Below are 26,938 nucleotides of genomic sequence, written 5' to 3' on the forward strand. Positions count from 1 at the left end.
CAGATAGGCGATATTGAGAGGATAAGAGCCCGCCGCCGCTTGAAGCAGGCAGGGTTGAGCGTTCATTGTGAACGCGCTATTTCAGGCGTTCCGATGACTGCTTGCTGGGAGCAGAATGCCGGCGCAGGGCCGGCCTTTCGTCAATGGATGATCGAAGCCGTCGAGCAAGGATCGACGCCGTAGGCCGGCGAGCAATCGCCCTTTACTGCCGCGACCGAACCGGGCGCAACGAAAGAGCCTGCAAGGATAACCAGCGCCGCACACGCAAACAGGAGCGCGATTGACTTGCCCATCGAGAAATGCCTTTCACAGTGATTGCCGCACGCTTTTCGCAGGCGTTGAGTCCGTTGGAAGACGCGCGGGTTTGGTAGTCAGTGGAATGACAAATAGCAATAAACGTTCCTGCTAAATTTGGCGTTAATTCCACAAAAATTCCGATGCGTCTTTTATGCAACGCCGCTGAATATGCCGAGCACCAGAACACTTCAAACTTGCGCCGGGCTTTGCAGGACACGGCAAGGCCAAAAGGCCGCCCGCGGCATCCGCAGACGGCCAAGTTTCATCGGCTGGAAAAGCCTCATCGTCTGGAAAAGTCTTAGGCGGCCTTGCCGGTGCCGGTGTACTGGCCGTGCGGACGATAGTGCACGAGATAGGAGCCGAGCACCGATGCCACCATGGTGGGCGCAATGCCGAGGCCCTTCAGCGTGCGGCCTTCCGCCTCGGCTTCCCGGGACACGATGTTGTCGCGCTTCAGCAGGCGCACCTGATCCGGCGTGATCGGCGGCGTTATGAAGGGGACCAGCGAAGCGATGCTGCCGATCATCGAAGCGATGCCGAAGGGCAGGGATACCAGCCGGTTCTTGCGGCACGTTACCTTCAGCATCGTCTCGATACATTCGCGGAAGCTCAGCACCTCAGGCCCGCCAAGCTCATAGACCTTGCCGCCGGCGACCTTGCCGTCGACGGCGCGGGCGACGGCCTCGGCGACATCCTCGACATAGACAGGCTGGAATTTCGTCTTGCCGCCGCCGACGAGCGGCAGGATCGGCGACATGCGCGCCATCTCGGCAAACTTGTTGAAGAAGCTGTCCTCCGGTCCGAAGACGATCGACGGACGGAAGATCACTGCATCGGGCTTGACCGAGAGGATGGCCGTTTCGGCGCGGCCCTTGGTGCGGCCATAGTCCGAATCGGACTTCGCGTCGGCGCCGATCGCCGAAATATGCGTCAGCGTCGCACCTGCGCCGCGCGCCGCCTCGGCAATCGCACGACCGCCGAATTCCTGCACGGCGTCGAAGGTGTTGCGGCCGGTCTCGTGCAGAATGCCGACGCAGTTGACGACGTGGCTCGCACCGTCGACGGCGCGGTCGATCGAGCTGCGATAGCGCAGGTTCGCCTGCACGAAGGAGATCTGGCCGACATTGCCGAGCGGCTGCAGGAAGAAGGCGAGATCGGGACGGCGCACGGCGACGCGGATGTTATAGCCGCGCTTGGCCAGCGCCCGAACCACGTGCCTGCCCACGAAGCCGGACCCTCCGAACACGGTGACGAGCGGCGGCAGGTTGGCAAGGGTCATGGCAGGCTCCTCGAAAGGCTTTGCGGAATGCTTGATTGGCTCCGTCTTAGCCGAATCCCGGCGCGACGGGAAGGCCCATCACGCCGTCAGTTTTTTAGGATATGACCGCGCTCTAGACGCCCTCGACGACGACCATTTCCGCATCCGCGACTTCCTGGCGGATTTTCGCGGCGATCTGGTATTCCGGCGAATTATAGCAGTCGACCGCATGCTGCATCGAGGGAAATTCGATCACCACGTTGCGGACGCGCGCCTTGCCCTCGAGTTCGGTGAAGGCACCGCCGCGCGCCAGAAAATTCGCGCCATATTTTTCGAAGGCCGGCTTGGCCGCCGTCACGTAATCCTTGTAGCGCTCGGCATCGCGAACGTCGACGCGGGCGATCCAGTATCCTCTAGCCATAGTCTTCTCCCTATTGTCGTTGAATCTGGTTAGCGATTTGCCGGCCAGAGCGCGCTCACCATTTCGCTGAGGATCGCGCGGGCGGCATCTCGGGGATCCGGCGCCTTGACGACAGGCCGGCCGACGACGAGATGCGTCGCCCCCGCCTTCAGTGCGTCGAAAGGCGTCATCACCCGCTTCTGGTCGCCCTTGTCGCTGCCATCGGGGCGAATGCCGGGGGTGACGATCGCCATGTCGGGTCCGACGATCTCGCGCACCCCAGCCGCTTCCTCCGCCGAGCAGACGATACCGCCCATGCCGGCTGCCCGCGCCTGTCCGGCGCGGCGCAGCACCAGGCTGTGCGGATCCTGGCTGTAGCCGGCCTCGGCAAGGTCATCGGCATCCATCGAGGTCAGCACGGTGACGCCGAGCAGGCAGAGGCCGGAGCCGGTCGCGGCCTCGACCGCCGCCTTCATCGCCTTCGGATAAGCATGCAGCGTCAGCATCGACATGCCCATCTTGGCGATGTTCTCGACGCCGGAGGCCACGGTGTTATCGATGTCGAGCAGCTTCATGTCGAGAAAGATCTTCTTGCCGCTAGCGGCAAGATCGCGGGCGAATTCCAGGCCGCCGGCAAAGACCAGCTGATAGCCGATCTTGTAGAAGAGAATGTCGTCGCCGAGCGTGGAAACCAGTCTTTCCGCCTCGCCGATCGTTGGAACATCCAGGCCGACGATCAACCGCTCGCGTGCGTCCATCTGAGGTCACCCCTGCCAGTCTTCGATGGGTGTCCAGTCGCATGATAAGCGGCGATCCGCAAGGCCGAAAGCATAGAGATTGCCGCCGCCGCCCGGCTGGTCGCGGTCGCGGGAGATCGGCCGGCCCGCCAGATGGCATTTGAGCAGCGTGCCGACGCCGCCATGGCCGACAAAGGCGATCGGCGCCGTCGCATCATGCGTGGCAAGAACGGCGTTCACGGCTTCGACGATGCGGGCCTGCGCATCGACGGCGCGCTCCCAGCCTTTGAAGCTCTGTTCCGGATGGGCAAAAAACCGGTTTGCTGCTTCTTCGAATTGCGGCGGCGGCAGGAAGCCGGTGGCCGAGCGGTCGTTTTCGTGCATGGCACGGACGATCTCGACGGTCACGCCGGAAGCTTCCGCCAGGATTTCGGCCGTTTCGATCGCCTTCGTCTCGTCGCTGGAGACGATGCGCTGCAATTGCTTCGCCCAGCCGCTGTCGGCTGCTTTGCGGGCGCGCGCCGCGCCGACATCGGAAAGCCCCCATTTCGGCACGGGCACGTTGGCGTCGATCCTGACCTGCGGATGGGTGATGTAGATCCCGAACATCTCAGCCGCGCTTATAGATCCAGAGCTGCGCCGGCGGAATATTGCGCATGACGAAGTCGAAATGCTGGATATGGTAGCGGTCGGGATTGGCGGCGATCGGCGAGATCGCGCCATAGGAAATCTGCACCATCGGCCGGCCGGCCGGCAGTCGATCGAGCAGGCTTTCCAGCAGCGAGATCCGCTTCGCCATCGGGAAATTCAGAAGCGGAATGCCCGAGACGACGGAATCGAAGGTGAGACCGCTGAAACTGCCAAGAGTGGTCTGAAGATCGAAAGCATCGCCGTTGATGAAGTGTGCGCCAGGATAGGTCCGCTGCAGATGCTTGTGGAAATCCGTCGAATATTCGATTGCAACCAGATTTTCCGCACGGACGCCGCGGCCGAGAATGGCTTTGGTGATGGCGCCCGTGCCGGGTCCGAGTTCGAGCACCGGCAGCCCGGAATGGATATCGACGACGCTTGCCATGCGCTTGGCGGTGATCGAGGACGTCGGCACGATCGAGCCCACCGTCTTCGGCCCCTGCATCATGCCCCTGAAGAAGCGGATCTCGTCGTCGAACCTCTTCCCGAACCGTTCCTTCACCTTGACCCGTAAGCTCATTCTCCACCCATCCGCATGTTGATCGAATGCCTTAATATGCCGCTTGTCGCTTAAGGGACAAGGATTTTCGCAACAGGGACATCGGCGTCAACAGTTCATGCGGCTTTCGGCGCTGAACCGGGCATGAGATCGGCAAGCCTTTGGCTCAAATGATCGGCATCAACAGGCGCGCGCAGCTTCACATCGGTATTGTCGAAATAGAGATAGACGTCGCGGCCCTTGGCGCGCGCCGGGACAGGGGCAAGTACCCGTGTCGCATCGTCAGGTTCCCCGCCAGTGGCCCAGGCGCGGATACGTTGCGCCCAGATGTCGAGCGCTTCGTCCTCATAGCCGCTGACATAGAGCTTTTCCGAGCCATGCAGGCGGCAGTAGATGAAATCGGCGGTGATATCCATTAGCAGCGGCCATTTCACTGTATCGGCGCAGACGAGAGCGACCTTGTGCCGCCTGAGCATCTCGATGAAGGCGGGGGAGCGGAAGCTCTCGTGGCGGATCTCCAGCGCATGCCGGATCGGCTGATGCCCATCGCATGTAAGCCAGGCCGGTCCCTTAATATGCCCGTCGTGCCGTTTCGCCAGCGCTATTGCCGCGTCGCGGGTGTGCGGCAGCAGCGACAAAAAGCTTTCAAAAAGGGATGGGTCGAAGACCATGTTCGGCGGGAATTGCCAGAGGATCGGTCCGAGCTTGGGACCGAGCCGCAAAACGCCGGAGGCGAGAAAATTGGCGAGCGCCGTCTGGATATCCTGCAGCCGCAGCATATGGGTGATGAAGCGCGGTCCCTTGACCGCGAAGACGAAATCCTCCGGCGTCTCGTCGCGCCAGCGGCCGAAGCTTTCGGGCCGCTGCAATCCGTAGAAGGTGCCGTTAATCTCGATCGACCGGAAGTGCCGGGCGGCATAGGAAAGTTCCTGCTTCTGCGGCAGGTCCTTCGGATAGAATTGGCCGCGCCAGGGCGCATAGGTCCAGCCGGATATGCCGATGCGCACCGCTGCCGTCTTTTTGGTCATGGGATCCTCCATTTTGACAGGAGGAAAAACGGCAATGGGCGGCCTTCGTTCCGGTCAGACGCGCATCGGCATCAGCACGTAGAGCGCATCGTCGCCCGCCGTGTCGCGGATCAGCGTCGGCGAGCCGGCATCGGCAAGCAGGAAGATCGCTTCCTCGCCGGAAAGCTGGGCGGTGATGTCGAGCAAGTATTTGGCGTTGAAGCCGATTTCCATCGCATCCGTGTCGTAGCCGACGGCGACTTCTTCCGTCGCGCTGCCGGAGTCTGGATTGTTGACGGTCAGCATCAGCTGCCCCTCGGAAAGCGCCAGCTTGACGGCGCGGCCGCGCTCGGAGGAGATGGTCGAGACGCGGTCGACGGCCTGTGCGAAACTCGTGCAGTCGACGCGCATTTCCTTGTCATTGCCAGTCGGGATGACGCGCTGATAATCCGGGAAGGTGCCGTCGATCAGTTTCGAGGTCATGACGATCGAACCGATCGTCAGCCGGATCTTGGCGTCGGACACCTCGACGGTCACCATCACCTCGGGATTGTCGACCAGCTTCTGCAGTTCGCCGACCGTCTTGCGCGGAATGATGATGCCGGGCATGCCCTCGGAGCCGGAGGGCGCATCGACATCGGCGCGCGCCAGCCGGTGGCCGTCGGTCGCAACCGCCCTGAGTTTCAGCTGGCCGTTGCTCTCGATCGTGTGGAAGAAGATGCCGTTCAGATAATAACGCGTCTCTTCCGTCGAGATCGCAAACTGCGTGCGGTCGATCAGCATCTTCAGATCGGTCGCCTTCAGCTTGAAGGAATGCGTGAAGGTGCCGGCCGTGAGATCCGGAAAGTCCGATTCCGGCAGGCACTGCAGCGAGAATTTCGAGCGGCCGGACTGCACGGTCATCGAACCGCCATCGGTGCTGGTGGCAAGCAGCACTTCCGAGCCGTCGGAAAGCTTGCGCACGATATCGTAGAGAAGATGGGCGGGAACGGTGGTGGCGCCGGGCTGCTCGACGTTAGCAGGGGTCGCCTCGGTGATTTCGAGGTCGAGGTCGGTCGCCTTCATGTCGAGCTTCTGGCCGTCGGCCTTCAGCAATACGTTGGACAGGATCGGGATCGTGTTGCGACGTTCGACCACGCGGTGGACGTGGTTCAGCGATTTCAACAGGTTTGACCGCTCAATAGTAATACGCATGGGATGCTACCGCTTTCGACCGTGACTGTCCGGGCGCGTCGAGCACCCGAAGAATGCTGTCCCGGCTTGAGGCCGGGGGAGTGGACGGGCAAAATGGCAGACTTCAGCATTGCTTTGCAAGAGGCATGGACGCCGGCACCCCTGCATTTGCGGTTTTCCAGAGCAATGCTCACAGAAATCCGAACCCTTGCCGAAGCGGTGCGGCTCGCCCATAAGGGTTCGATGCTGGCGACGAGCTGGCGGGACGAAAGCAAATGGCATGAATGAGGAAACCACAGCGGACGCCGCCAGCCGGCGAAGCTTCCGCCTGCACAATATGGCGGTGCCGGCGCGGCCGCTGGAGCCGGCGCTCTATCTCGTCGCCACCCCGATCGGCAATCTCGGCGACATCACCCTGCGGGCGCTCGAAACGCTGGCCGGCGCCGACGTGCTTGCCTGCGAGGATACGCGCGTCACCCGCGTGCTGCTCGACCGCTACGGCATCCAGAACCGCCCCTTCGCCTATCACGAGCACAATGCCGATGAGGCCGGGCCAAGGCTGCTGCAGGCGCTCGAAGCCGGCCGCTCGGTGGCGCTGGTTTCCGATGCCGGCACGCCGCTGGTCTCCGATCCCGGCTATCGGCTGGCACAGCAGGCGATAGCGGCAGGTTACCGCGTCATTCCCATTCCCGGGGCGTCGGCGCCGCTCGCAGCCCTTGTCGGCTCCGGCCTGCCGAACGATGCGTTTCTTTTCGCCGGTTTCCTGCCGGCCAAGGACAAGGCCCGCCGCGACCGTCTCGGTGAACTTGCTAAGGCTCCCGCGACGCTGATCTTCTTTGAATCGCCGCATCGCATCGGCGCAACGCTTCTGGCCGCCGCCGATGTGCTGGGCGGCGCTCGGCCCGCCTCCGTTTGCCGCGAGCTGACCAAGACCTATGAAGAGTTCCGTCGCGGCTCGCTTGCCGACCTCGCAGCCCATTATCAGCAGGTGGAAAACGTCAAGGGCGAGATCGTCCTGGTGATCGGTCCGCCGGAGCCGGCCGAGACGGATGAGGCCGATGTCGAAGCCATGCTGGCCGACCTGTCGAAGACCATGCCGACGGCCAGCGCCGCGACCGAGGCCGCCCGCCTCACCGGCCTGCCGCGCAAGGTGCTCTATCAGCGCCTGCTGGAGATCAAGAACGCCGATGGGCGATAATGATCTCACCACGATCAGAAGGAAGGCGCTGCGCCGGGGCCGCATGTCGGAATATATCGCGGCCGCCTTCCTGATGCTGAAGGGTTATCGCATCCTGGCTCTGCGCCACCGCACCAAGCTTGGCGAGATCGACATCATCGCCCGCAAGGGCGATCTCGCCGTCTTCGTCGAGGTCAAGGCCCGCCATGGCGAGGCCGCGGCGGTCGATGCCGTCTCTGTCATCGCGCAGAAGCGCATACGGGCGGCAAGCGATCTCTGGCTCGCCCGCCAGAGGGATCAGACCCGCCTTTCCCAGCGTTATGATATCGTCGCGATCATGCCGGGCCGGCTGCCGCGGCATTTTATTGATGCTTTCTGACCTCCCTTCGCCCCATCGGATTTCCGGATCGTTAAACTTTTAGTCCCCACTTGAACCAGGTCCTTACGACTCTCTGCTATCGACTCGGTGGGGATAACAATTGGGGGTTGTTTCATGGCCTGGAAGCTGATGTTTGCAAGTGCGGTCGCCATGGCCGCGCGCTCGGTGCCTTATGCGGTGGCGAAGCCGGCCGGAAAGTCCTTCGTCGCGCACTCGAGCGATCTGCTGCCGCTGAAATCCACGCCGATCAATCCGGACTGGATCGTCAGCGGCAATCCGCAGGCCCGCACCGCCGAACATTCGCGCGGCCATGACGAGGCCTCGCTGACGGCGATCTGGGATTGCACGGCGGGCGAATTCCGCTGGTATTTCGGCTGGGACGAGACGGTGATGATCCTCGAAGGCGAGGTCCATATCACGGCCGAGGACGGCACCGAACGAACGCTCTGCGCCGGCGACGTCGCCTTTTTCGCTGGAGGAACCTGGGCAAGCTGGCGGGTCGACAATTACGTCCGCAAGGTCGCCTTCCTGCGCAAGCCCTTCCCGAAGCCCTTGGCGATCGCTTACCGTCTCCGCAACATGCTGCGCAACAACGGCAACCAGGGCATCGCTGCCTGAAAACTGCGACCGGAAGCCCTTGATTGACCGTTGCGTTTGATATCTGGCCGACCTACATCTGTCCGGCATTCAGCGAGGGATGGAAATGGCCAAGATCACCAATGTAGCGGTCCAGATGGACCATGTCGCCGGCATCAATATCGCAGGCGATTCCACCTTCGCGATGAGCCTGGAAGCCCAAGTGCGCGGCTACAAGCTCTTCCACTATACCCCCGAGCGCCTGAGCTTTCGCGACGGCAAGCTCTATGCCAGCGTCGAGCCGATGGTGCTGCGCGACGTCAAGGGCGATCACTTCGAGCTTGGCGCGCCCGAGCGCGTCGATCTCTCCACCATGGATGTCGTGCTGCTGCGCCAGGACCCGCCCTTCGACATGGCCTATATCACCTCGACGCATCTGCTCGAGCGCATCCACCCGAAGACGCTCGTCGTCAACGATCCGGCCTGGGTGCGCAATTCGCCGGAGAAGATCTTCGTCACCGAATTCTCCGACCTGATGCCGAAGACGCTGATCACCAAGGATGCCGCCGAGATCCGCCGCTTCCGCGATGAAATGGGCGATATCATCCTGAAGCCGCTTTACGGCAATGGCGGCGCCGGCGTCTTCCATTCGACCCGCGACGACCGCAATCTCTCCTCGCTGCTGGAAATGTTCGGCCAGCTTTTCCGCGAGCCCTTCATTGCTCAGCAATATCTGCCCGACGTGCGCAAGGGCGACAAACGCATCATCCTGGTCGACGGCGAATTCGCCGGCGCCATCAACCGGGTTCCGGCCGAACACGACAGCCGCTCCAACATGCATGTCGGTGGCCGCGCCGAGGCGACCGAACTGACGCCGCGCGAACAGGAAATCTGCGCCCGCATCGGTCCGGCGCTGAGGGAACGCGGCTTCCTGCTCGTCGGCATCGATGTGATCGGCGATTACATGACCGAGATCAACGTCACCTCGCCCACCGGCATCCGCGAGGTCAAGAAATTCGGCGGCGCCGATATCGCGAGCCTGCTTTGGGACGCGATCGAGCGCAAGCGCGGCGGAGCCTGCCGCCCATGACCGTTCTGGTCCCGGGACCGAGCACAACCAAGGTCACAGTGGATGCCTGACTACGTTCTTTGATTGTTCTTGTTTTATTCCTGCGTCCATGCCAGATTGCAACCGCTGGCCTTAATGCCTGTCGCCCAAAACTGTGCAGCGGTTTTGGGAACACGACATGCATCGAATAGAGGCTGGAGGGCGGTATATAAAAGTTTGCGGCAAGGGGATGGGTTGATGGTCGCGCGTGTCAGTACGGTTGCATTTCAGGGCATCGAAGGTGTGCCGGTCGAGGTCCAGGTCATGGTCGCTCCCGGAAAGGTCGGCATGCAGATCGTCGGCCTGCCCGACAAGGCGGTGGCCGAAAGCCGCGAGCGCGTGCAGGCCGCCCTCCACGCCTCCGGCCTGGCGCTGCCGGCCAAGCGCGTGACGGTCAATCTGGCGCCGGCCGATCTGCCGAAGGAAGGCTCGCATTTCGATCTGCCGATCGCGCTTGCCCTGATGGCCGCCCTCGGCGCCATTCCCGCCGATGCGCTGTCGGATTTTGTCGTCGTCGGCGAACTCAATCTCGACGGAACGATCGCCGCCATATCAGGCGCGCTGCCGGCCGCGATCGGCGCCAATGCGCTCGGCAAGGGGCTGATCTGCCCGGCCGAAAGCGGCGCCGAAGCCGCCTGGGCAGGCGCCGAGGTCGATATTCTCGCCCCCCGCAGCCTGATCGCCCTTGCCAATCATTTCCGCGGCACTCAGGTCCTGTCCAGGCCGGAAGCGTCGATCCGCGCCAATGCCGCAAACCTGCCGGACCTTGTCGAGATCAAGGGCCAGGAAAGCGCCAAGCGCGCGCTCGAAGTGGCGGCCGCCGGCGGCCATAACCTCTTGATGGTCGGTCCTCCAGGCTCCGGCAAGTCGATGCTGGCGGCGAGGCTGCCATCGATCCTGCCGCCGCTTTCGGCCGCCGAGCTGCTGGAGGTGTCGATGGTCCATTCCATCGCCGGCCAACTCTCCGGCGGCAAGCTTTCCGATCGCCGGCCCTTCCGCACCCCGCATCATTCCGCCACCATGGCAGCCCTCGTCGGCGGCGGGATACGCGCCCGGCCGGGCGAAGCCTCGCTTGCCCATCACGGCGTGCTCTTCCTCGACGAGTTTCCCGAATTCACGCCGCAGGCGCTGGATGCGCTGCGCCAGCCGCTCGAGGGCGGCGAATGCGTCATTGCGCGCGCCAATCACCGCGTCTCCTATCCGGCCAAATTCCAGCTGATCGCGGCGATGAACCCCTGCCGCTGCGGCATGGCCGGCGAGCCGGGCCATACCTGCGCCCGCGGCCCGCGCTGCATGAGCGATTATCAGGCCCGCATCTCCGGCCCGCTGATGGACCGCATCGATATCCGCATCGACGTGCCTGCCGTCTCCGCCGCCGATCTGATCCGGCCGATGGCCGCCGAATCCAGCGCTGATGTCGCCCGCCGCGTCGCCCGCGCCCGCGAAATCCAGCAGGAGCGCTTCGAAAGCACCGGCGCAAAGGGCATCGGCACCAATGCCCGCTGCTCCACCTCGATGATCGAGAAATTCGCCGAGCCTGACGCTAGCGGCCTGCAGCTGCTGCGCGACGCCGCCGAAAAGATGAAATTCTCCGCTCGCGGTTACCACCGCGTGCTGAAAGTCGCCCGCACACTGGCCGATCTCGACGGCAAGCCGACCGTTGGCCGCATTCATCTCGCCGAAGCGATCTCCTACCGCATCGCCGGCGAAAGGCTGACAGCGGCGGCGTAAGAAAAGGGGCAATTGTCGGACTGTTTGACAAGGCGGTTGCCGAAAGCCGCGAGCGCGTGCAGGCGGCCCTCCACGCCTCCGGCCTGGCGCCGCCGGCGAAGCGGGTGACGGTCAATCTGGCGCCTGCCGACCTGCCGAAGGAAGGCTCGCATTTCGACCTGCCGATCGCCCTTGCCCTGATGGCTGCCCTCGGCGCCATTCCCGCCGATGCGCTGTCGGATTTTGTCGTCGTCGGCGAGCTCAACCTCGACGGAACGATCGCCGCCATATCAGGCGCGCTGCCGGCTGCGATCGGCGCCAATGCGCTCGTGGTTAGTTAGCCCAGGACGTGCAGGTCGCCGATCTATCGATTGGAGCGTTCAGAGTTTATGGATGTGGGTCGCCGCCACCGGTCGTTTCGCGGCGAGATGATTTGTATGCGGAGATTCAGCGTGGAACCCGAGGAATATGAACTGCTCAAAGCGGCATGCGAAGCCACGGCAGCAAGTCACCCTGATTTACAAAGGAGCCAACGAGAATCCCCAGACGAGAGTGCAAAATCAATTGAAGATGAGATATCGGGTTTCCTCGGAGCGATATGGCAGAATCGTAGAACCGTCTATCATTCCGCTGAACAAGCGCTACAGCCCCTGTGCCTCCTATATGATTTGGCGCTGTTGCAGGTCTGCGACCTGTCACACTTTGGGCTGAAGAATGCACATCATCGAAGCCGAGTGATATGGCCAGAAGCCCAATTACCAGTCCAGCCATCTCCTAATGCGGTTTTCTATGTTTTGGCCTCTAACCTAGCCCAATCCATGCAGGCCTTTCGTCTACTGGTTCTTCATGGATTCGAAGGGCAGGCCCGAGCAACCTTGAGAGGAGTGATAGAGACTGCGGACTTGCTGATTATGGTCTTGGCAAGTGAAGCGACGTATCGAGAAATCATAAAATCCTTTGAAGACCCTAACGAGAGCTACAAACACTGGAGAAGCCATCTATCTCCATCGAAAATTAGGGCTGCCGTTTCGCTGCTGGAAGACGACGATCCGCTTTCCATCCCAATCGATCAGACGCCGAACGAAGTCAGAAAGGATATGTATCAGTGGCTTTCCAACTTCGTTCATGTGAATTTTGTTGCTCACATTGTTGCAGCTCATCCAGAAGATTTTGCTGGAAACTCTCGACCGCTCGCGATGCTCGGAGACGTAGGTGAGGCGTCGAGGGCGACGCTTGCCCACTGCCTGCTATACCTTTGGATTACCTTGCTGAGGATTGAGAAATTGCTTTGGGAACAGCATCGCTGGAAAGGTTTCCGGGGAAAGCGCTCCCGAAAATGGTTCAAATATCGCTGCCGTGCATTGGACGAACTGTTCCTGTCCTATCTGCCGACGTATTGGGAAAAGAACCCTGTAGCTGGCACGTAGTCCAAATAGGCGGCCCCTTGAATGTGGGACCCGGTGTTAGTGATAGTGACCGATTACTGCTTACTTCGTAAGCATCGGTCACTCCGTGCGGGGCCTTCAGCGGGACGATTTCATCGAGAACCCTCCGGTGACCCCTCCATGATCGGGGAGGCCAAAACGCGGATGAGCAGGCCGAGATTTACCAAGCGGCGAGCGATGCGAGGTATGCAATCAAGGCTATCATCTACTTCACCGCGTCCGAGCTGGTGAGGGTGAAGGCCATCCTCAACAGGCTTGGTTTGGAGGATAATACGGATGTGGTTTTGCTCGATGCACGACGTGACAATAAGCCACCCGCCTCCAAGGCCCATGACAGAAGCGGTCACCTACCGCATCGCCGGCGAGAGAGACTGACGGCTGCGGCGTAGCAAATAGGGGCGCCAAAGCGCCCCTAGACTCTGCGAAGATGAACGTCCGGGAAACCCCCGGTCAAAGCCCAGCCTCAGCTCCCAAGCCCCTCAAACAGCGCCGTCGAAAGATAACGCTCCGCGAAGGAAGGAATGATGATGACGATGTTCTTGCCGGCGTTCTCGGGACGGACGCCGACCTTGATTGCGGCTGTCAGTGCCGCACCCGAGGAGATGCCGACCGGCACGCCTTCGAGCCTGGCGACCAGGCGCGCCTGTTCAAAGGCCTCGTCGTTGGTCACGGTGACGACCTCGTCATAGATGCCGGTATCGAGGATCTTCGGCGCGAAGCCGGCGCCGATGCCCTGGATCTTGTGCGGGCCGGGATTGCCGCCCGACAGGATCGGCGAATCGGCGGGCTCGACGGCGATGATCTTGATCTCGGGCTTGCGGCTCTTCAGCACCTGGCCGACGCCGGTGATCGTGCCGCCGGTGCCGATGCCGGAGACGACGATATCGACCGTGCCGTCGGTATCGTTCCAGATTTCCTCGGCCGTCGTCTTGCGGTGGATCTCGGGATTGGCCGGATTTTCGAACTGCTGCGGAATGACGGCATCGTCAAGTGATGACGCCAGTTCTTCGGCCTTGGCGATGGCGCCCTTCATGCCCTTCGGTCCCTCAGTCAGCACCAGCTCGGCGCCGAGCAGCGCCAGCATCTTGCGGCGCTCGACCGACATCGTTTCCGGCATGGTGAGGATCAGCCGATAACCCTTTGCGGCGGCGGCAAAGGCGAGCGCGATGCCGGTGTTGCCGGAGGTCGGCTCGATCAGCACCGTCTTGCCGGGGGTGATTTTGCCCTGGGCTTCGAGGCTTTCGATCATCGCGACACCGATGCGGTCCTTGACGGAGGCGATCGGGTTGAAGAATTCGAGCTTGCCGATCAGGTTCGCCACGACGCCCTTTTCCCGCGCCAGCTTGTCGAAGCGCACGAGCGGCGTGTCGCCGATGGTCTCGGTGATCGAGGAATAGATGCGGCCGCGGCCGGGCTTGTGCGACATGGGTGCCTCCCTTTGAAATCCTGTCTCTGAAATCGAGGAGGAGAATAGGATCAAAGGCCGGTCTAGGCCAGCCCGTGTTCATCCCGGGGAGACGGTCCTCGGAGAAAATAACCTTTGAAAACCGGTTCTTGCCGAATGTTTATTTCAGGCGGCCGCGTGGCGATGAAGGCGGCCGTGCCGGCGAGGATGCCTGATGCAACCCGGTTCAGCGCCTGCAAGGCCCGCGGCTGCTTCAGCATCGTGCGGGCCCGCGAGGCAAGCAGCATATAGGGCACGAGCACGACTATCAGCACCACGAAGGTGGTGGTCAGCAGCATTGCATAGTCTGGCAAGCCGATATTGCCGATATCGATCAGCGTCGGCACCAGGGCGACATAGAAGAGCATCGTCTTCGGATTGCCGAGCGTCACCAGCAGGCCAGAGAGGAAGGATAGGCCGATATTGGTGGATTTGCGCGCCGCGATATCCTGCGGCAACAATCCTGCCGTCCAGAGTTTCCAGGCGATGTAGCCGAGATAGAGGGCGCTGGCGATCTTGATTGATATGAACACCTCGGTGAAGGTCTGCGCCACGAAGGCAAGGCCGAGAATGACCGCTGTCAGATAGGTCATGTCGCCGAGCACCAGGCCGAGGCCCATGAAGAAGGTCTCGCGGAAATTCGAGCCGAGCGCCCGTGCGACGATCGCAGTAATCCCCGGTCCCGGAATGGCCGCGGCGATGAACAGCGCTCCGGCATAGGTCAGCAAAGCGGCAAGGCTCATGGCGCGCTCCCTTCTTTTCCCCCCTGTTTTCTATCCGGTGTCTGCAACCATCAATCCGCCGGCGTTGATGGATGCATCACCAGCAAGAATGCTTCGCCAGGCCGGCAAGAATGCTTGCTAGCCGGCTGCCCACGACCTTGAAGAACTGCGAGCCTCCCGTATTTGTTGCGGTGAAGAACTCCGCTGGGCACTCATCGTCACGGCCGTCTTCATCAACATGTCATCGTCGCCCTATCAGGTCCCCCATATCGCTTCGTCACCCCAAGGAGAAAACGGATGTCCCCCACACAGGCCGAGAAGACCAGACTTGCGCCCCTGAAGACGCCTTCGGATCTGCCGACCAATGCCATCACCGATATTTCGGCAGCACTGACCGCGCTGCTTGCCGATGTCTTTGCTCTCTATCTCAAGACCAAGAATTTCCACTGGCACATGTCCGGGCCGCATTTTCGCGACTATCATCTGCTGCTCGACGAACAGGCAGAGCAGATCTTCGCCATGACCGACGACATTGCCGAGCGTGCCCGTAAGATCGGCGGCACGACATTGCGCTCCATCGGCCAGATCGCTCGCCAGCAGCGCATTTCGGACAACGACGCGGATTTCGTCACGCCCGAGGACATGTTGTCGGAACTGCGCGAGGACAATGCTCACCTCGTTTCGCTGCTGCGCGAGGTGCATGACCTCTGCGACGAGCATAATGACGTCGCGAGCGCCAGCCTGATCGAGAACTGGATCGACGAGGCCGAGCGCCGCACCTGGTTCCTGTTCGAAACCACGCGCGGCCAGAAATAATATCGGCATATCCCCGGGCATGCTTGCCATGCCCAGGCGTGCTTGCCATGCCCAGGCATGCTTGCCATGCCCGGGACAGGTGTCCGGTTCTCAGCTCTCCAGCGCCCGCGGCCGCAGCCACCGCGGCGTCCAGCCGAGATTCATGCCGGCGGCGGCAAGGAGAATGATCGCCGCACCCAATATCTGCATCGGCTGCAGTGCATGGCCGAAGGCCAGCCGGTCGACGAGGATCGCCGCGATCGGATAGATGAAGGACAGAGCGCCTGTGAGATGCGTCGGCAGCCTCTGGATCGCGCCGTAGAGCAGCACATACATCAGCCCGGTATGAACGACGCCGACGGCCACCAGGATCGCCCAGCCGCCGACATCCCCCGGCGGATGGGAAAAATCCGTCATCGGCGCCAGCATCAGCATGCCGGTTGCGACCTGGATGAGCGCGATCAGATGCGGCGGCGTGCCCTTCAGCCATTTCGCGGCAAGGGCTGCAAGCGCATAGAAGAAGGCAGCGCCCAGCGCCATCAGGATACCGGGGCCGTAGCCGTCGAATGCAGCGCCGCCCGCACCGGGTTTTGCCTGGACGATCGCCACCATGCCGGCGAAGGCGAGCGCCAGCCAGAACAGCTTGGTCGCGGTGATCTTCTCGCCGAGAAAGAGCGCGCCGAGCACGAGCAGCATAAAAGGCTGGGTGTTATAGACAGTCGTCGCGATCGAGATCGTCGCATGCGAATAGGAGGCAAAGAGCAGCAGCCAGTTCAAGACGATGGCGATGCCGCCGAAAATCGCGATTCCGAAGGCGCGCAGCGTGATGATGCCGGGCCGCAGCAGCCCGAGAGCGCCGCAGATGACGAGCAAAGTGAGCGCGCCGAACAGGCAGCGCCAGAAGACCACGCCGCTGACCGGCTGGCCCGACATGACGACGAACCAGCCGATCGTCCCCGAGATCAGCATCGCTGCCGTCATTTCCGCCGTGCCTCTTTTGATATCGCTGCTCATGATTGCCTCCATTTCGATGACGTAAGAATATTGCGGCGAGAGGCGATTTTATATAAAGATAAGAAGGAGAATTATCGGTATCGCCTAATCATAAGAGGAAAAGAGATCGTCGTGGCTAATGATGTGCAGTCGCTCGACGAAATCGATCAGGCCATTCTGGAGGCGCTGGCCGGCAATGCGCGGATCTCGCTGAAGGAGCTGGCCCAGCAGGTCGGCCTGTCCTCGCCGAGTGCCGCCGAGCGCCTGCGCCGGCTGGAGGAGCGCGGCGTCATCAAGGCCTTCACCATCGATCTCGATCCCGCCGCCGTCGGTTATCCCCTGCAGGCCATCGTGCGCGTGCGTCCGCTGCCAGGACAGCTGCACATCGTCGAGCGCATCATCCAGGAAATTCCCGAAATCATCGAATGCGACAAGGTGACGGGCGAGGATTGCTTCATTGCCCGCCTGGTCATCCGCTCGATGGCGGACCTCGACGGCATCCTCGACCGGGTCGCCGAAAGGGCGGAGACCAACACCGCGATGATCAAAGCCTCACCCGTCAAGCGCCGCCTGCCGCCGCTTTCGCGCCGGAAATAGGGGGTTAGAACGCCGCCATCGGCGACAGCATCGCTGGAAAATCCGGGGCGGCGTCGCCAAGCCCGCGCATCATCAGCCTCGTGCCGCTTTCCAGCTGTTGTGGAGTACCCTCCCAGCCGAGCTTGTCGGGACGGAAAAGCACCTCGACGGAAGCCGGCGCGATCTCCAGCCCGCCGAGGATTACTGCAAGCGGTGGTATCTCCGCCGCCACGACGTCGAGAAGGCTGAAGCGGCCCGCCTCATCGATCTTCCAGGCGATCACCGCCTGTTTGTCTTCCAGGAGGTTGATCCGGACATCGGGATCGAGCTGGGTGTTGATCAGAAACATCGCCGCATTGACTGTGACCGCCAGCGACGTCGAAACCGGGCTTCGGCCTTTCAGCAGCGATTGCAGCAAGGCAAGGTCATCTGCGTTTGTCGGTAAAAGCGCCCGGGCGGGTGCGGCGGAAGCTGAAGGGGCGGGTGCTGCTCCCTCGTATCGGTGCAGCGGTATCGCGCGGAAACCGTAGGCTTCGTAGAGCGACGGCTTGTCGGTATAGAGGATGACGGCTTCAAAACCTTGCTTCTCGCACCAGTCGAGCGCTTTCACCGTGACGTCGCGATAGAGCCCGCGGCCACGCCATGGCGGCCGCACCGCGCCCGATTGCAGCCCGGCGGCATGGACGATCCTGCCATTGAGGACGAAGGGCAACGCAAAGGCTGAAATATTGGCCACAAGTTCGCCTTTGGCATCAAACCAGCCGAAGGGCATGCTGGTGGGGTCGGGTCCGCCAAGCTGTTGCAGCGGCCAGATACCGATCCCGAAAATATCCTTGAGCAGGCAGACCAGCGCCGTCCAGCCGGCAGGGTCGCCGAAATAGTCCTGCCGGAAGGTCAGGCCAGCGCTGTCGAGGCGCTCTGCCATCAGACGCCGGTGGAGCCGAAGCCGCCTGCGCCGCGTGCCGTCTCGCTGGCCGCAGTGATCTCCGCCACCCGCGCCTGGGTTACCGGCGCGATCACCATCTGGGCAATACGCATGCCGCGCGAAATGATAAAGGGTTCCTCGCCGAGATTGATGAGCAGTACCTTCACTTCGCCGCGATAGTCGCTGTCGACGGTGCCCGGCGTATTCAGGCAGGTGACACCGTTTTTGAAGGCCAGGCCGGAGCGTGGCCGCACCTGTCCCTCGAAACCTTCGGGAATCTCGAAGATGAAGCCGGTCGGCACCAGCGCCCGTTTGCCGGGCAGAAGCGTCAGAGGTGCTGCTTCGTCGACGGCAGCGCGCAGGTCCATGCCGGCCGCTCCCTTGCTTTCATAGGCGGGCAGGTCGAGGCCTTCGCCATTGGCTAAGCGGATCAGGTTCAGCGTCGGGCGCGTATCGTGATGAATGGTCATGGCCCATTACTTTGCGCCCGAAGGCCTCAGGTCAATTGCATTGCCGGGCTTTAATCGCTAGATACGCGGCAATTCCACAGGATTTACAAGCATGGCCGAAAGTCTCGCCGAGGCGGTCTCCCGCCGCCGCACATTCGCTATTATCGCCCACCCGGACGCGGGCAAGACGACGCTCACCGAAAAGCTGCTGCTGTTCGGCGGCGCCATTCAGCTTGCCGGCGAAGTCAAGGCGAAGAAGGATCGCATGCAGACGCGTTCCGACTGGATGAAGATCGAGCGCGAACGCGGCATCTCCGTCGTCACCTCGGTGATGACCTTCGAATATAACGATAATGTCTTCAACATCCTCGATACGCCGGGTCACGAGGATTTCGCCGACGACACCTATCGCACGCTGACGGCCGTCGACGCCGCCGTCATGGTCATCGATGCCGCCAAAGGCATCGAGCCGCGCACGCTGAAGCTCTTCGAAGTCTGCCGCATGCGCGATATCCCGATCATCACCTTCATCAACAAGATGGACCGCGAAAGCCGCGATCCCTTCGAGATCCTCGACGAGGTGGAAGAGAAGCTGGCGCTGGATACGGCGCCGATCACCTGGCCGATCGGCCGCTCGAAGACCTTTTGCGGATCCTATAATATCGCCGCCAACACGGTGCGCGGTTCGGATACCGAAATCGAGGGAACGCCGGTCAATGGCCCGCAAAGCGTGGCCGGCAGGCTGCCGGAAAACGAGCGCCAGGTCTTCGTCGAGGAGACGGAGCTGGCGATCGAGGCCTGCCGTCCGTTCGACCGTCAGGCCTTCCTGGAAGGCCATATGACGCCTGTCTTTTTCGGCTCGGCGCTGCGCAATTACGGCGTTCGCGACCTCATCAACGCTCTCGGCGATTTTGCGCCGCCGCCGCGTGACCAGATCGCCGATACCAGGACCGTGCATGCGACCGACGACAAGATGACGGCCTTCGTCTTCAAGATCCAGGCCAACATGGACCCCAACCACCGCGACCGCATCGCCTTTGCCCGCATCTGCTCCGGCAAGCTCGAGCGCGGCATGAAGGCAAGGCTTGCCCGCACCGGCAAGCAGCTCGGCCTGACGGCGCCGCAATTCTTCTTCGCCTCGCAGCGCCAGCTCGCCGACACCGCCTATGCCGGCGACGTCGTCGGCATTCCCAACCACGGCACGCTCCGGATCGGCGATACGCTGACCGAGGGTGAATCGCTGGTCTTCCAGGGCGTGCCGAACTTCTCGCCGGAGATCCTGCGCCGCGTGCGTCTGGAAGACGCGATGAAGGCGAAGAAGCTGAAGGAAGCCCTGCAGCAGATGGCCGAAGAAGGCGTCGTCCAGCTGTTTTCGCCGGAAGACGGCTCGCCGGCCATCGTCGGCGTCGTCGGCGCCCTGCAGCTCGACGTCCTGAAGGAGCGGCTGATGGCCGAATACGGCCTGCCGGTCTCCTTCGAAATGTCGCGTTTCTCCGTCTGCCGCTGGATCTCGTCCGATCAGCCGGCCGATCTCGAAAAATTCCTCACCGTCAAGCGCGGCGATATCGCCCGCGATCTCGACGGCGACCCGGTCTTCCTCGCCCAGGACGGCTTCTCGCTGCGTTACGAGTCAGAGCGCCATCCGGCAATCAAGATGGTCGCGATCAAGGAATATCACGCCGCCAAGGCGGCGTGATACTAAAGCCCCGAATGCTGTGGTGAGGCTCGCTGGTAAGCGGTCGCTGCGGCATTGACATTTGCGCGTCATCGAGCCCAGTCAGGCAGCGAAAAAGCCGTTGGGGTCCTGCGGCTATTTTTCCCGCATCGCTCGGCGGAAGTTCTGGGCGATCGGCTCAGCCAGATATGAAAGCACGGTGCGAGCACCCGTCCGGATCATCGTTTCGCTCGACATGCCGGGCATCAGCTTGCGGCCCTCCAGCTTGGCGAGTTCGCTCTTGTCGATCACCACGGTCGCGGCGAAATAAGGTGCACCGCTACGCTCCTCCGTCATCCGGTCAGCCGACACGACCTCCACGACGCCGTCGAGCGGCGGGAGGCTGTAGCGGGCGAAGGCCGGGAAACTGACGCGCGCGAGCTGTCCGGGGGCGATCGTTTCGACGTCCTCCGGCCTGACCATGGCCTCGACCACGAGTTGCTGTCCGAGCGGCACAACGGTCATCAGTGTCTCGCCGGGTTTTACGACACCACCCGCCGTGTGGACCTTCAGGTCCATGACGATGCCGTCAACGGGGGCGACGACATTGGTACGGGCAAGCACGTCCTTGGCGGAACGCTCCTCCTGTCTGAGGTCGAACAACTCCGCCTCGACCTTGCTCAACTCTTCGACAGCCTCGTTGAGCCGCACCGTGCCGAGGTTCAAGATCTGCATGTCGATCTCGGCCATGGCGCTTTTGGCGCGAGCGATGGCCGCAACGTTGGTGGCGCGCTCCCCCTCGATCTCCCGCTGTTGCCGTCTGAGCATCAGGTTCCGCTCGCGCGTGACCAGCCCACGCTTGATCAGGCTTTCAAGGTCTTTGGTTTCGCCCTCGAGTGCTTCGATCTGCTTGTCCTCGGTGACGATAAGCCCCTCCAGTCCCGTTATCTCTTCCTCGGTCTGGTGACGGCGCTGGCTGAGAATTTCCCGCTCGTCCTTCAGGTTGTCGTGCTTCGCGGCGAACACGTCACGCTGTGAGGCCACCGCGTCCTTTGCGGCTTTGTCGCGGTTTGCGAGCAATGCCGGATCAAACTCGATCTCGGCCTTGCCGTCACGCTCAGCCCTGAGACGAGCGGCAAGCGACTCACGCGTTGCTATCCGGTTCTGGATCAGGTCAAGCCTCGCCTTTGCCGGTGTGTTGTCGAGCTGGATGAGGACCTTGCCCGCCTTGACGATATCACCGTTGGCGGCGTGCAGCTCTGCGATGATGCCGCCCTCGAGGTGCTGGATGAGCTTGCGGTCGCCGGCAACCTTGATCACGCCCGGTGCCACGGCGGCGCTATCCAATGGTGCAAGCGTCGCCCAGCCCCCCGCCATGCCGAAGAACAGGAACATGATCGCGAAGCCGGTGAACGTCACGCCGGTGAGACGCAGGGGGACCGGTGCGGCGGGCGGCGAAACGGGTAGCGGAACGACCTTCATATCCTGCATGTCTGTTTTCTTTTCCTGGCTTATTTCGCCACTATGGTCGGAATCTGGCTAACCTTGCGGGCGCGCGCGGCGAGCTCATTGAAGACATAGTCGCGTGGACCGAAGAGGTCCTGTTGGCCCCGGTTGAGGATCAATATCTTGTCAACCGTCTCCATGATGTTCGGTCGGTGCGCGATCAGGATGACAGTCGTGCCTGTCGCCTTGACCGTGCTGAGGGCGGCGATCAATGCCTCCTCACCCTCGCGGTCGAGGTTGGAATTGGGCTCGTCCAGGATAATGAGGGCCGGGTTGCCGTAGAGTGCTCGCGCCAACCCGATGCGTTGGCGCTGTCCGCCTGACAGGACCGCGCCGGATTCGCCGATCTCGGTGAGGTAACCCTTCGGCAATCCTTTGATTAGTTCGTGAACTCCCGCCAGCCGTGCGGCCTTGACCACCTTGTCGAAGACCATTGGGCTGAGCTTTGCGAAGCGGCAGATGTTTTCCGAGACAGTACCTGCGAAGAGCTCAATGTCCTGCGGCAGGTAACCGACATAGTGACCACGGTCTTCTGCCGCCCATTGGGCAACGTCCATGCCATCAAGTAATGCACGGCCTCCGGATGGACGCCAGGCACCGGCCAGTATTCGCGCCAGACTCGTCTTGCCGGCCGCGCTCTGGCCGATCAGCGCCATCGATTCACCCGGCTCGAGGTGGAAGTCGATCCCTTTCAGGATAGGCTCGCCGCCCTGTCGGGCAAGCACAATATTGTCGGCCTCAAACCTGCCTTTCGGTCGTGGGAGTGGCAGAACCGGTGTGGCCTCCGGGTGCTGGCCGGCGACTGCGGCGAGACGCTTGTAAGCGGCACGCGCGCCGACCGTCGCCTTCCACGTGCCGATCGCCTGTTCGACAGGCGACAACGCGCGACCCATGAGGATGGAGGCGGCGACCATGATGCCGGGTGAAGCCTCGTTGCGCAGGACGAGATAGGCCCCAAGGCCGAGTATCCCCATCTGCAGGGCCAGCCGGTGACAGCGGGCGATGGCGGAGATGATGCCGCCGCGGTTGGCGGCAAGCACCTGGCCCCTGTTTGCCTCGTCCTGCTGCGTTTTCCAGCCCTCCATCAAGGGCTTCAACATCCCCATCGCCTGGACGACCTCGGCATTGCGGATTGCGGCCTCAGCCTGGACATAGGCGCGCGACTGTGCGCCTGCCGCCTCGATCAATGGCTTGCGGGTCAGCCATTCGTTGAGCAAGGCCAGCGCAAAGAGCACCGCCCCGCCGCAAAGCGCCAACCAGCCCAGCCACGGATGCATGAAGAATATGGCGGCGAAAAACAGCGGCGCCCAAGGCGCGTCAAGGATCGGGAAGATGCTTGGGCTGGTGAAGAAATTTCGGACTTGATCGAGGTCGCGCAGCGGACGGGCGTTGACCTGGCCGGGCGCTGAGGCGGCATATTCCACCGATGCCGTCAGCAGAACCGGTGCCAGACGCGCGTTCATCCACGATCCGACGGTTGCCAGAAGGCGGCCGCGCACCACCTCCAGCCCCGCCATAGCCGCAAGTGCGCCCGCCGCCATCAGCGACAGCATTGCCAACGTCTCCAGACTGTGGCTGGACAAGACGCGGTGGTAGACCTGCAGCATGTAAAGTGCCCCGGTCAGCATCAGCACATTGATGCCGCCGCTGAACCAGATAAGCGGTCGGATCGCCCGCCTGGCTTCTTTCATCACCACCTGAAGCGCCGGGGGCGGCTGTTTGGTTTTCATCTTTCCAGCTCTGGTACTCGAGATGACACGTCATGCAATGGCAGAACGGGGGCAGCTTTCGCTGCCCCGCTGGTCGTATGTCAGGCGACGTCAACAAGGATGTGCTGCATCGCTGTCTGATCGCCATCGGCGTCCTCCACCTGGAAGGCGAAGTCGAGGTTGGCGTTCGGCGTCTCGGTCACGGTCGAGGTGAAGCCGATGTCGGTGATCTTCAGCACGTCGTTATCGGTGGCGTCGAAGTTCACCAGACCGCCGATCGCATTGCTGCCGCCATTGGCGCCGGTCGCCTTCACCAGGTCGATCGCCGTATTGTTGCCGGTGATCCCGTTGCCCGACTGCATGATCTGCGCGCCCTGCAGCACGTAGTCTTCGCCGGCGGCGTTGTAGTCGTTCTGCTCGACGATCACGAGGCCGTCATTTTGATCGAGCGTGAACTCGCTGCTGTAGGCGGTCGGGACCTGGCCTGTCTTGTAGATGTCGTCATTCGACACATACATGGCTCGGGTGATCGTCGTGTTGTCGTCCGCGGTGCCGGCGATATTGTCTGCGCCGTTTTTGTCGATCAGATTGAGGATCAGCATCAGGTCCTCGCTATTGCCGATGCCGTCGAACTTGATGGCCATCGTGCCGGCGGTCGCCGTCGGGGTCGTGGCCTCGTTGGCGATGCCGACATTGCTGTTGAAGAACCGCAGCGTCAGCAGTTCGTCCTTCTGGATCGTGTCGCCGGCAACACCGTTGGTGTTCTGCGTCGCAGACACCCATGTTTCATTGGTGTTGCTGACCATCTCGTGACCGCCCACGGTAAACGTGGAGTCAGCGGATGACCCCTCGCCATCGATCGTCAAGCTGAATGGGTGGGATCTGTCGATCGCGTTGCCCGTGAACTGTACGTAGAAGTCTTCATCATCAGGCGTGTTCGGGTCATCCGCCTGCAAGCGTTCCACCACGATCTGCGGATGGCCCGTATTGCCCGTGGGCTCTTTGGACAAGAGCTGACTGGTGTGGAGAATGTCGAAGCTGAAGCCTTCGAGCGGGTCGGTCAGGTTGACGGTATAGGTGTCGGCGGCCTTGTCGATGACGAGGGTGCCGCCCGCCGTGCCCGCCTGGACGCCGGCTGCCGGATCCTTGTCGTAGGTGAAGGTGAAGTTGAACGTCGTCGAGGTGAGGCTCTCCGACGCCAGCGTCACGTTCGAGGTGACGAGATTGCCGCCGCCACCGCCGGTAATCGTGCCGGTCAGTCCGATCTGGACGCCGCCGGTGACGCCGTCCTGGTCGACAAAGTCGGATCCACCACCGGTGTAAAAAGCTGCCGGGTGGACATCCGCTCCGATATTGTAGCCGAAGTCGCCGCTGGCCTGGGCGTTGAGCGCGTTGGCCAGGGTCTCGTGTTGAATGCCGGCGAGACCTGGGTTGCCGTCGAACGGCTTGGTGATCGTCGGCCCGTCATCCTCGAAGTTGAGGTTCTGGCCGATATTGCGGGTGGCCGCGGCCTGATCGCCGTCGCCGTCGGTGATGGTCGCCGTCAGCGTGACGAGGTCGGCGGCCGCCAGGGTCCTGCTGTCATCCGGGTTGGTTGCGTCGGCATGGACGACCGCCCGCGCCTGGTCGAGGCTGACGAGACCGGCAGCGGTGACGCTGACGGTGAAGACGACCGGTCCACCGGCTCCGGCGCGGCCGACGACATTGCCGCCTTCGAGGAAGAGCAGCACGGACTGGCCGGTTTCGGTGTCGGTGAGGCCGCTGACATTGGTGATCTGGCTGATGCCGAGCGCATAGGCGACGGCGCCGCCGTCCGCGCCGGCATTCGAGGTGAAGGAGGTCGCGAAGCTGTCGCTGGCATTGGTGGCCAGGACGGTCTCGTCGACCGTCAGTTGCGGCGGGGTGCCGGTTGCCGTGATCGTCGGCCCGTCATCCTCGAAGTTGAGGTTCTGGCCGATATTGTGCGTGGCTGCCGCTTGATCGCCGTCGCCGTCGGTGATGGTCGCGGTCAGGGTGACGAGGTCGGCGGCAGCCAGGGTGATGCTGTCGTCGGGGTCGCTGGCATCGGCATGGACCACGGCCCGTGCCTGGTCGAGGCTGACGAGGCCAGCAGCGGTGACGCTGACGGTGAAGACGACCGGGCCTCCGGCTCCGGCGCGGCCAACGACATTGCCGCCTTCGACGAAGAGCAGCACGGACTGGCCGGTTGCGGTGTCGGTGAGGCCGCTGACATTGGTGACCTGGCTGATGCCGAGCGCATAGGTGATGGCACCGCCGTCGGCCCCCGCATTCGAGGTGAAGAAGGTCGCGAAGTCGCCGCTGTCATTGGTTGCCAGGACTGTCTCATCGACCGTCAATTCGGGCGGGCTGCCGGTTGCGGTAATGCTTGGCCCGTCATCGTCGAAGTTGATGAAGGAGCCAACCTCCTCATTGTAGGCGTTGCTTACCTCACCACCATAATGCACCTCTTTGACATCGAAAAAGTCCTTCTCGGTGTCGATATTTTTGATGGTGAAGCGATCGAAGGTTCCGCCAGCTCCGCCTGCGGTCGTGAAGTCGATCGTCACGCCCTCGCCGACATCCTCGAGGATCAGTCCAGTGCCGGCCAGATTGACCGTGATGCCGAGCTCAGCGGCTGTTTTTGTCACACCGTTCAGCTTGAACGTCACGCCGGTGATGTTGATCTCGGCATCGTTGTCGTCAGTGGGGAAGGCAGCGCCTTCTACGTTGTCATCATTGTTATAGGCGTGGATCTCGATGTCGGCGACGGTGCTGGTCGGCGTCGACTGCGAGATCGAGAAGCCGGCGGTGGAGACGTTCTCGAGGTGGGAGCCGTAGTCGGGCGCGGTTGGCGTGTTGGTGAAATCCTTGCCGGCGCTCTGGGTGCCGCCGGTGATCAGGTCAATCTGGAGCTCGCGGCCGAAGCGCACGTCTTGCGATGCGACACCCAGGCCTTGGGTGCTGACGTTGACTTCCGCCTGCACGCCATTGTCGTGAGCTGTGACGAGGATCTTCTGGGGGCTGGCTGCGTCGGCGTCGAGAATATACCAGTTGTTATGTCCGGACGGTGCGTCGCCAAGCTGGCTGAAATTGACCACCGAGGTTCCACTGACCGACGCAAACACCTTGTTCGTCAGATCGATGCGGTCGTCGGCATTGGTCGCATCCGTATGGAACAACGGCACGTACTGGACCGTGTACAGGTCCGCAGCGGCGCCACTGCCGATCAGCGCCAGCGAGAAGGCGAGCGGCCCGGTTTCAACGGGCTCGGTGAGCGGGTTAGAGGTACCGATGACGCCGATCACCACGTTTGGACGTGTCGGATCTTGGAACAGCCAGACGTAATTGCCGTCAACGGTGCGAATGCCGCTGTTGATGCCGACCGTGGTGGAAAACGGAGTCCCGGAGGCGTTCTGGGTGAGAACGACCGAGGTGATGGTTTCCCCGGCGCTCGCCGAGGCCACGACGAAATTGCTCTGGTAGGCGACCTCCGGTGAGGTCAGCCCGCCGGTAACGTCAAGGCCTAACAAATATTGCAGCGTGGTATTGGCGTTGTGCGGCGGTGTGGCAGGGTTGATATCGTCGTCGGTCAGACCGGTGGTCTCGTCGATGATGATGTCCTGGGTCGTGATGTCGAGTGCCATGGAGTTTCTCCCTCGGTTTCAATCGCATTGAGAGAAGGGACCAAGTCCGGATGCCGGAATGCACC

Annotated in this window: 24 protein-coding genes and 2 pseudogenes; 10 read left to right on the plus strand and 16 right to left on the minus strand. The window is 62.2% G+C overall.

The features are described from left to right. Positions 1-140: 140 nt before the first annotated feature. The 8 genes from RWJ89_RS14285 to dnaN form a co-directional block, all read right to left on the minus strand. Positions 141-293, minus strand: a complete 153-nt coding sequence (locus tag RWJ89_RS14285; RefSeq protein WP_003544729.1) for a hypothetical protein — start codon at positions 291-293, stop codon at positions 141-143. A gap of 302 nt (positions 294-595) precedes the next feature. Beyond that, the gene (locus RWJ89_RS14290) at positions 596-1,576 is read right to left on the minus strand and encodes a complex I NDUFA9 subunit family protein (protein ID WP_168283976.1); all 981 of its coding nucleotides are present in this window, start codon (positions 1,574-1,576) and stop codon (positions 596-598) included. A gap of 112 nt (positions 1,577-1,688) precedes the next feature. Then, entirely contained in the window at positions 1,689-1,976 is a 288-nt protein-coding gene (locus tag RWJ89_RS14295) for a DUF1330 domain-containing protein (RefSeq protein ID WP_316031060.1), read from the minus strand. 29 nt (positions 1,977-2,005) lie between these two features. Then, positions 2,006-2,713 carry an orotidine-5'-phosphate decarboxylase gene (gene pyrF / locus RWJ89_RS14300; protein ID WP_221998499.1) on the minus strand — a complete coding sequence of 236 codons (708 nt, stop codon included), beginning with the start codon at positions 2,711-2,713 and terminating at the stop codon, positions 2,006-2,008. Positions 2,714-2,719: 6 nt separating this feature from the next. Continuing rightward, complete coding sequence (locus RWJ89_RS14305; RefSeq protein ID WP_131661988.1) at positions 2,720-3,301, minus strand: histidine phosphatase family protein; 582 nt, start codon at positions 3,299-3,301, stop codon at positions 2,720-2,722. A gap of 1 nt (position 3,302) precedes the next feature. Further along, positions 3,303-3,902, minus strand: a complete 600-nt coding sequence (gene pmtA, locus RWJ89_RS14310) for a phospholipid N-methyltransferase PmtA (RefSeq protein ID WP_131661987.1) — start codon at positions 3,900-3,902, stop codon at positions 3,303-3,305. 95 nt (positions 3,903-3,997) lie between these two features. Beyond that, a complete protein-coding gene (locus RWJ89_RS14315) occupies positions 3,998-4,909 on the minus strand; it encodes a DUF72 domain-containing protein (protein WP_221998501.1) in 912 nt (303 codons plus the stop codon). A gap of 54 nt (positions 4,910-4,963) precedes the next feature. Beyond that, positions 4,964-6,082, minus strand: a complete 1,119-nt coding sequence (dnaN, locus tag RWJ89_RS14320) for a DNA polymerase III subunit beta (RefSeq protein WP_077977319.1) — start codon at positions 6,080-6,082, stop codon at positions 4,964-4,966. A 259-nt stretch (positions 6,083-6,341) separates the two neighbouring features. On the opposite strand from dnaN, the gene rsmI reads away from it, so the two are divergent. The 7 genes and pseudogenes from rsmI (at position 6,342) to RWJ89_RS14355 (ending at position 12,438) form a co-directional block, all read left to right on the plus strand. After that, positions 6,342-7,259, plus strand: coding sequence for a 16S rRNA (cytidine(1402)-2'-O)-methyltransferase (gene rsmI, locus RWJ89_RS14325; protein WP_168283971.1), 918 nt, complete (start codon positions 6,342-6,344; stop codon positions 7,257-7,259). Next, positions 7,249-7,617 carry a YraN family protein gene (locus RWJ89_RS14330; protein WP_168283970.1) on the plus strand — a complete coding sequence of 123 codons (369 nt, stop codon included), beginning with the start codon at positions 7,249-7,251 and terminating at the stop codon, positions 7,615-7,617. Before rsmI ends, RWJ89_RS14330 begins: the two co-directional genes overlap by 11 nt. Before the next feature lie 114 nt (positions 7,618-7,731). Beyond that, positions 7,732-8,235 (plus strand): cupin domain-containing protein, encoded by a 504-nt coding sequence (locus RWJ89_RS14335; RefSeq protein ID WP_132610889.1) that lies wholly within the window; start codon positions 7,732-7,734, stop codon positions 8,233-8,235. Positions 8,236-8,320: 85 nt separating this feature from the next. After that, complete coding sequence (gshB, locus tag RWJ89_RS14340; RefSeq protein WP_221998507.1) at positions 8,321-9,283, plus strand: glutathione synthase; 963 nt, start codon at positions 8,321-8,323, stop codon at positions 9,281-9,283. A gap of 216 nt (positions 9,284-9,499) precedes the next feature. Then, a complete protein-coding gene (locus RWJ89_RS14345) occupies positions 9,500-11,032 on the plus strand; it encodes a YifB family Mg chelatase-like AAA ATPase (RefSeq protein ID WP_221998517.1) in 1,533 nt (510 codons plus the stop codon). An 11-nt stretch (positions 11,033-11,043) separates the two neighbouring features. Next, a pseudogene (locus RWJ89_RS14350) lies at positions 11,044-11,340 on the plus strand (magnesium chelatase domain-containing protein); the annotation flags it as partial. A 123-nt stretch (positions 11,341-11,463) separates the two neighbouring features. After that, the gene (locus RWJ89_RS14355; protein WP_312889090.1) at positions 11,464-12,438 is read left to right on the plus strand and encodes a hypothetical protein; all 975 of its coding nucleotides are present in this window, start codon (positions 11,464-11,466) and stop codon (positions 12,436-12,438) included. 481 nt (positions 12,439-12,919) lie between these two features. Here RWJ89_RS14355 and cysK read toward each other — a convergent pair whose 3' ends face one another. Further along, positions 12,920-13,882 (minus strand): cysteine synthase A, encoded by a 963-nt coding sequence (gene cysK / locus RWJ89_RS14360; RefSeq protein ID WP_020052580.1) that lies wholly within the window; start codon positions 13,880-13,882, stop codon positions 12,920-12,922. 152 nt (positions 13,883-14,034) lie between these two features. Further along, positions 14,035-14,643, minus strand: a pseudogene (locus tag RWJ89_RS14365) (LysE family translocator); the annotation flags it as partial. Positions 14,644-14,919: 276 nt separating this feature from the next. Here RWJ89_RS14365 and RWJ89_RS14370 point away from each other — a divergent pair. Continuing rightward, the gene (locus RWJ89_RS14370) at positions 14,920-15,438 is read left to right on the plus strand and encodes a Dps family protein (RefSeq protein WP_222060461.1); all 519 of its coding nucleotides are present in this window, start codon (positions 14,920-14,922) and stop codon (positions 15,436-15,438) included. A gap of 90 nt (positions 15,439-15,528) precedes the next feature. Here the strand turns inward: RWJ89_RS14370 and RWJ89_RS14375 are convergent, their stop codons facing one another. Continuing rightward, positions 15,529-16,443: a DMT family transporter gene (locus tag RWJ89_RS14375; protein ID WP_316031061.1), complete on the minus strand. Its 915-nt coding sequence runs from the start codon at positions 16,441-16,443 to the stop codon at positions 15,529-15,531. 99 nt (positions 16,444-16,542) lie between these two features. On the opposite strand from RWJ89_RS14375, the gene RWJ89_RS14380 reads away from it, so the two are divergent. After that, positions 16,543-17,007, plus strand: coding sequence for an Lrp/AsnC family transcriptional regulator (locus tag RWJ89_RS14380; protein ID WP_020052584.1), 465 nt, complete (start codon positions 16,543-16,545; stop codon positions 17,005-17,007). Positions 17,008-17,011: 4 nt separating this feature from the next. Here RWJ89_RS14380 and RWJ89_RS14385 read toward each other — a convergent pair whose 3' ends face one another. Together RWJ89_RS14385 and dut are read right to left on the minus strand one after the other, a co-directional pair. Next, entirely contained in the window at positions 17,012-17,911 is a 900-nt protein-coding gene (locus RWJ89_RS14385; RefSeq protein ID WP_222060459.1) for a GNAT family N-acetyltransferase, read from the minus strand. Further along, complete coding sequence (gene dut / locus RWJ89_RS14390; RefSeq protein ID WP_222060458.1) at positions 17,911-18,381, minus strand: dUTP diphosphatase; 471 nt, start codon at positions 18,379-18,381, stop codon at positions 17,911-17,913. The genes RWJ89_RS14385 and dut overlap by 1 nt, the downstream gene beginning before the upstream one ends. Before the next feature lie 91 nt (positions 18,382-18,472). Here dut and RWJ89_RS14395 point away from each other — a divergent pair, with 91 nt between their 5' ends. Next, entirely contained in the window at positions 18,473-20,056 is a 1,584-nt protein-coding gene (locus RWJ89_RS14395) for a peptide chain release factor 3 (protein WP_222020867.1), read from the plus strand. A gap of 114 nt (positions 20,057-20,170) precedes the next feature. Here the strand turns inward: RWJ89_RS14395 and RWJ89_RS14400 are convergent, their stop codons facing one another. From RWJ89_RS14400 to RWJ89_RS14410, 3 genes are all read right to left on the minus strand, one after another. Beyond that, positions 20,171-21,505 (minus strand): HlyD family type I secretion periplasmic adaptor subunit, encoded by a 1,335-nt coding sequence (locus RWJ89_RS14400; RefSeq protein WP_017962959.1) that lies wholly within the window; start codon positions 21,503-21,505, stop codon positions 20,171-20,173. A 20-nt stretch (positions 21,506-21,525) separates the two neighbouring features. Continuing rightward, on the minus strand, positions 21,526-23,250 hold the full coding sequence (locus tag RWJ89_RS14405) for a type I secretion system permease/ATPase (RefSeq protein WP_222060457.1): 1,725 nt from the start codon (positions 23,248-23,250) through the stop codon (positions 21,526-21,528). An 80-nt stretch (positions 23,251-23,330) separates the two neighbouring features. Further along, positions 23,331-26,873 (minus strand): DUF5801 repeats-in-toxin domain-containing protein, encoded by a 3,543-nt coding sequence (locus tag RWJ89_RS14410; RefSeq protein WP_316031062.1) that lies wholly within the window; start codon positions 26,871-26,873, stop codon positions 23,331-23,333. Positions 26,874-26,938: the final 65 nt, after the last annotated feature.

This window comes from Rhizobium sp. 10PS4, assembly GCF_032464805.1.
GTDB lineage: Bacteria > Pseudomonadota > Alphaproteobacteria > Rhizobiales > Rhizobiaceae > Rhizobium > Rhizobium laguerreae.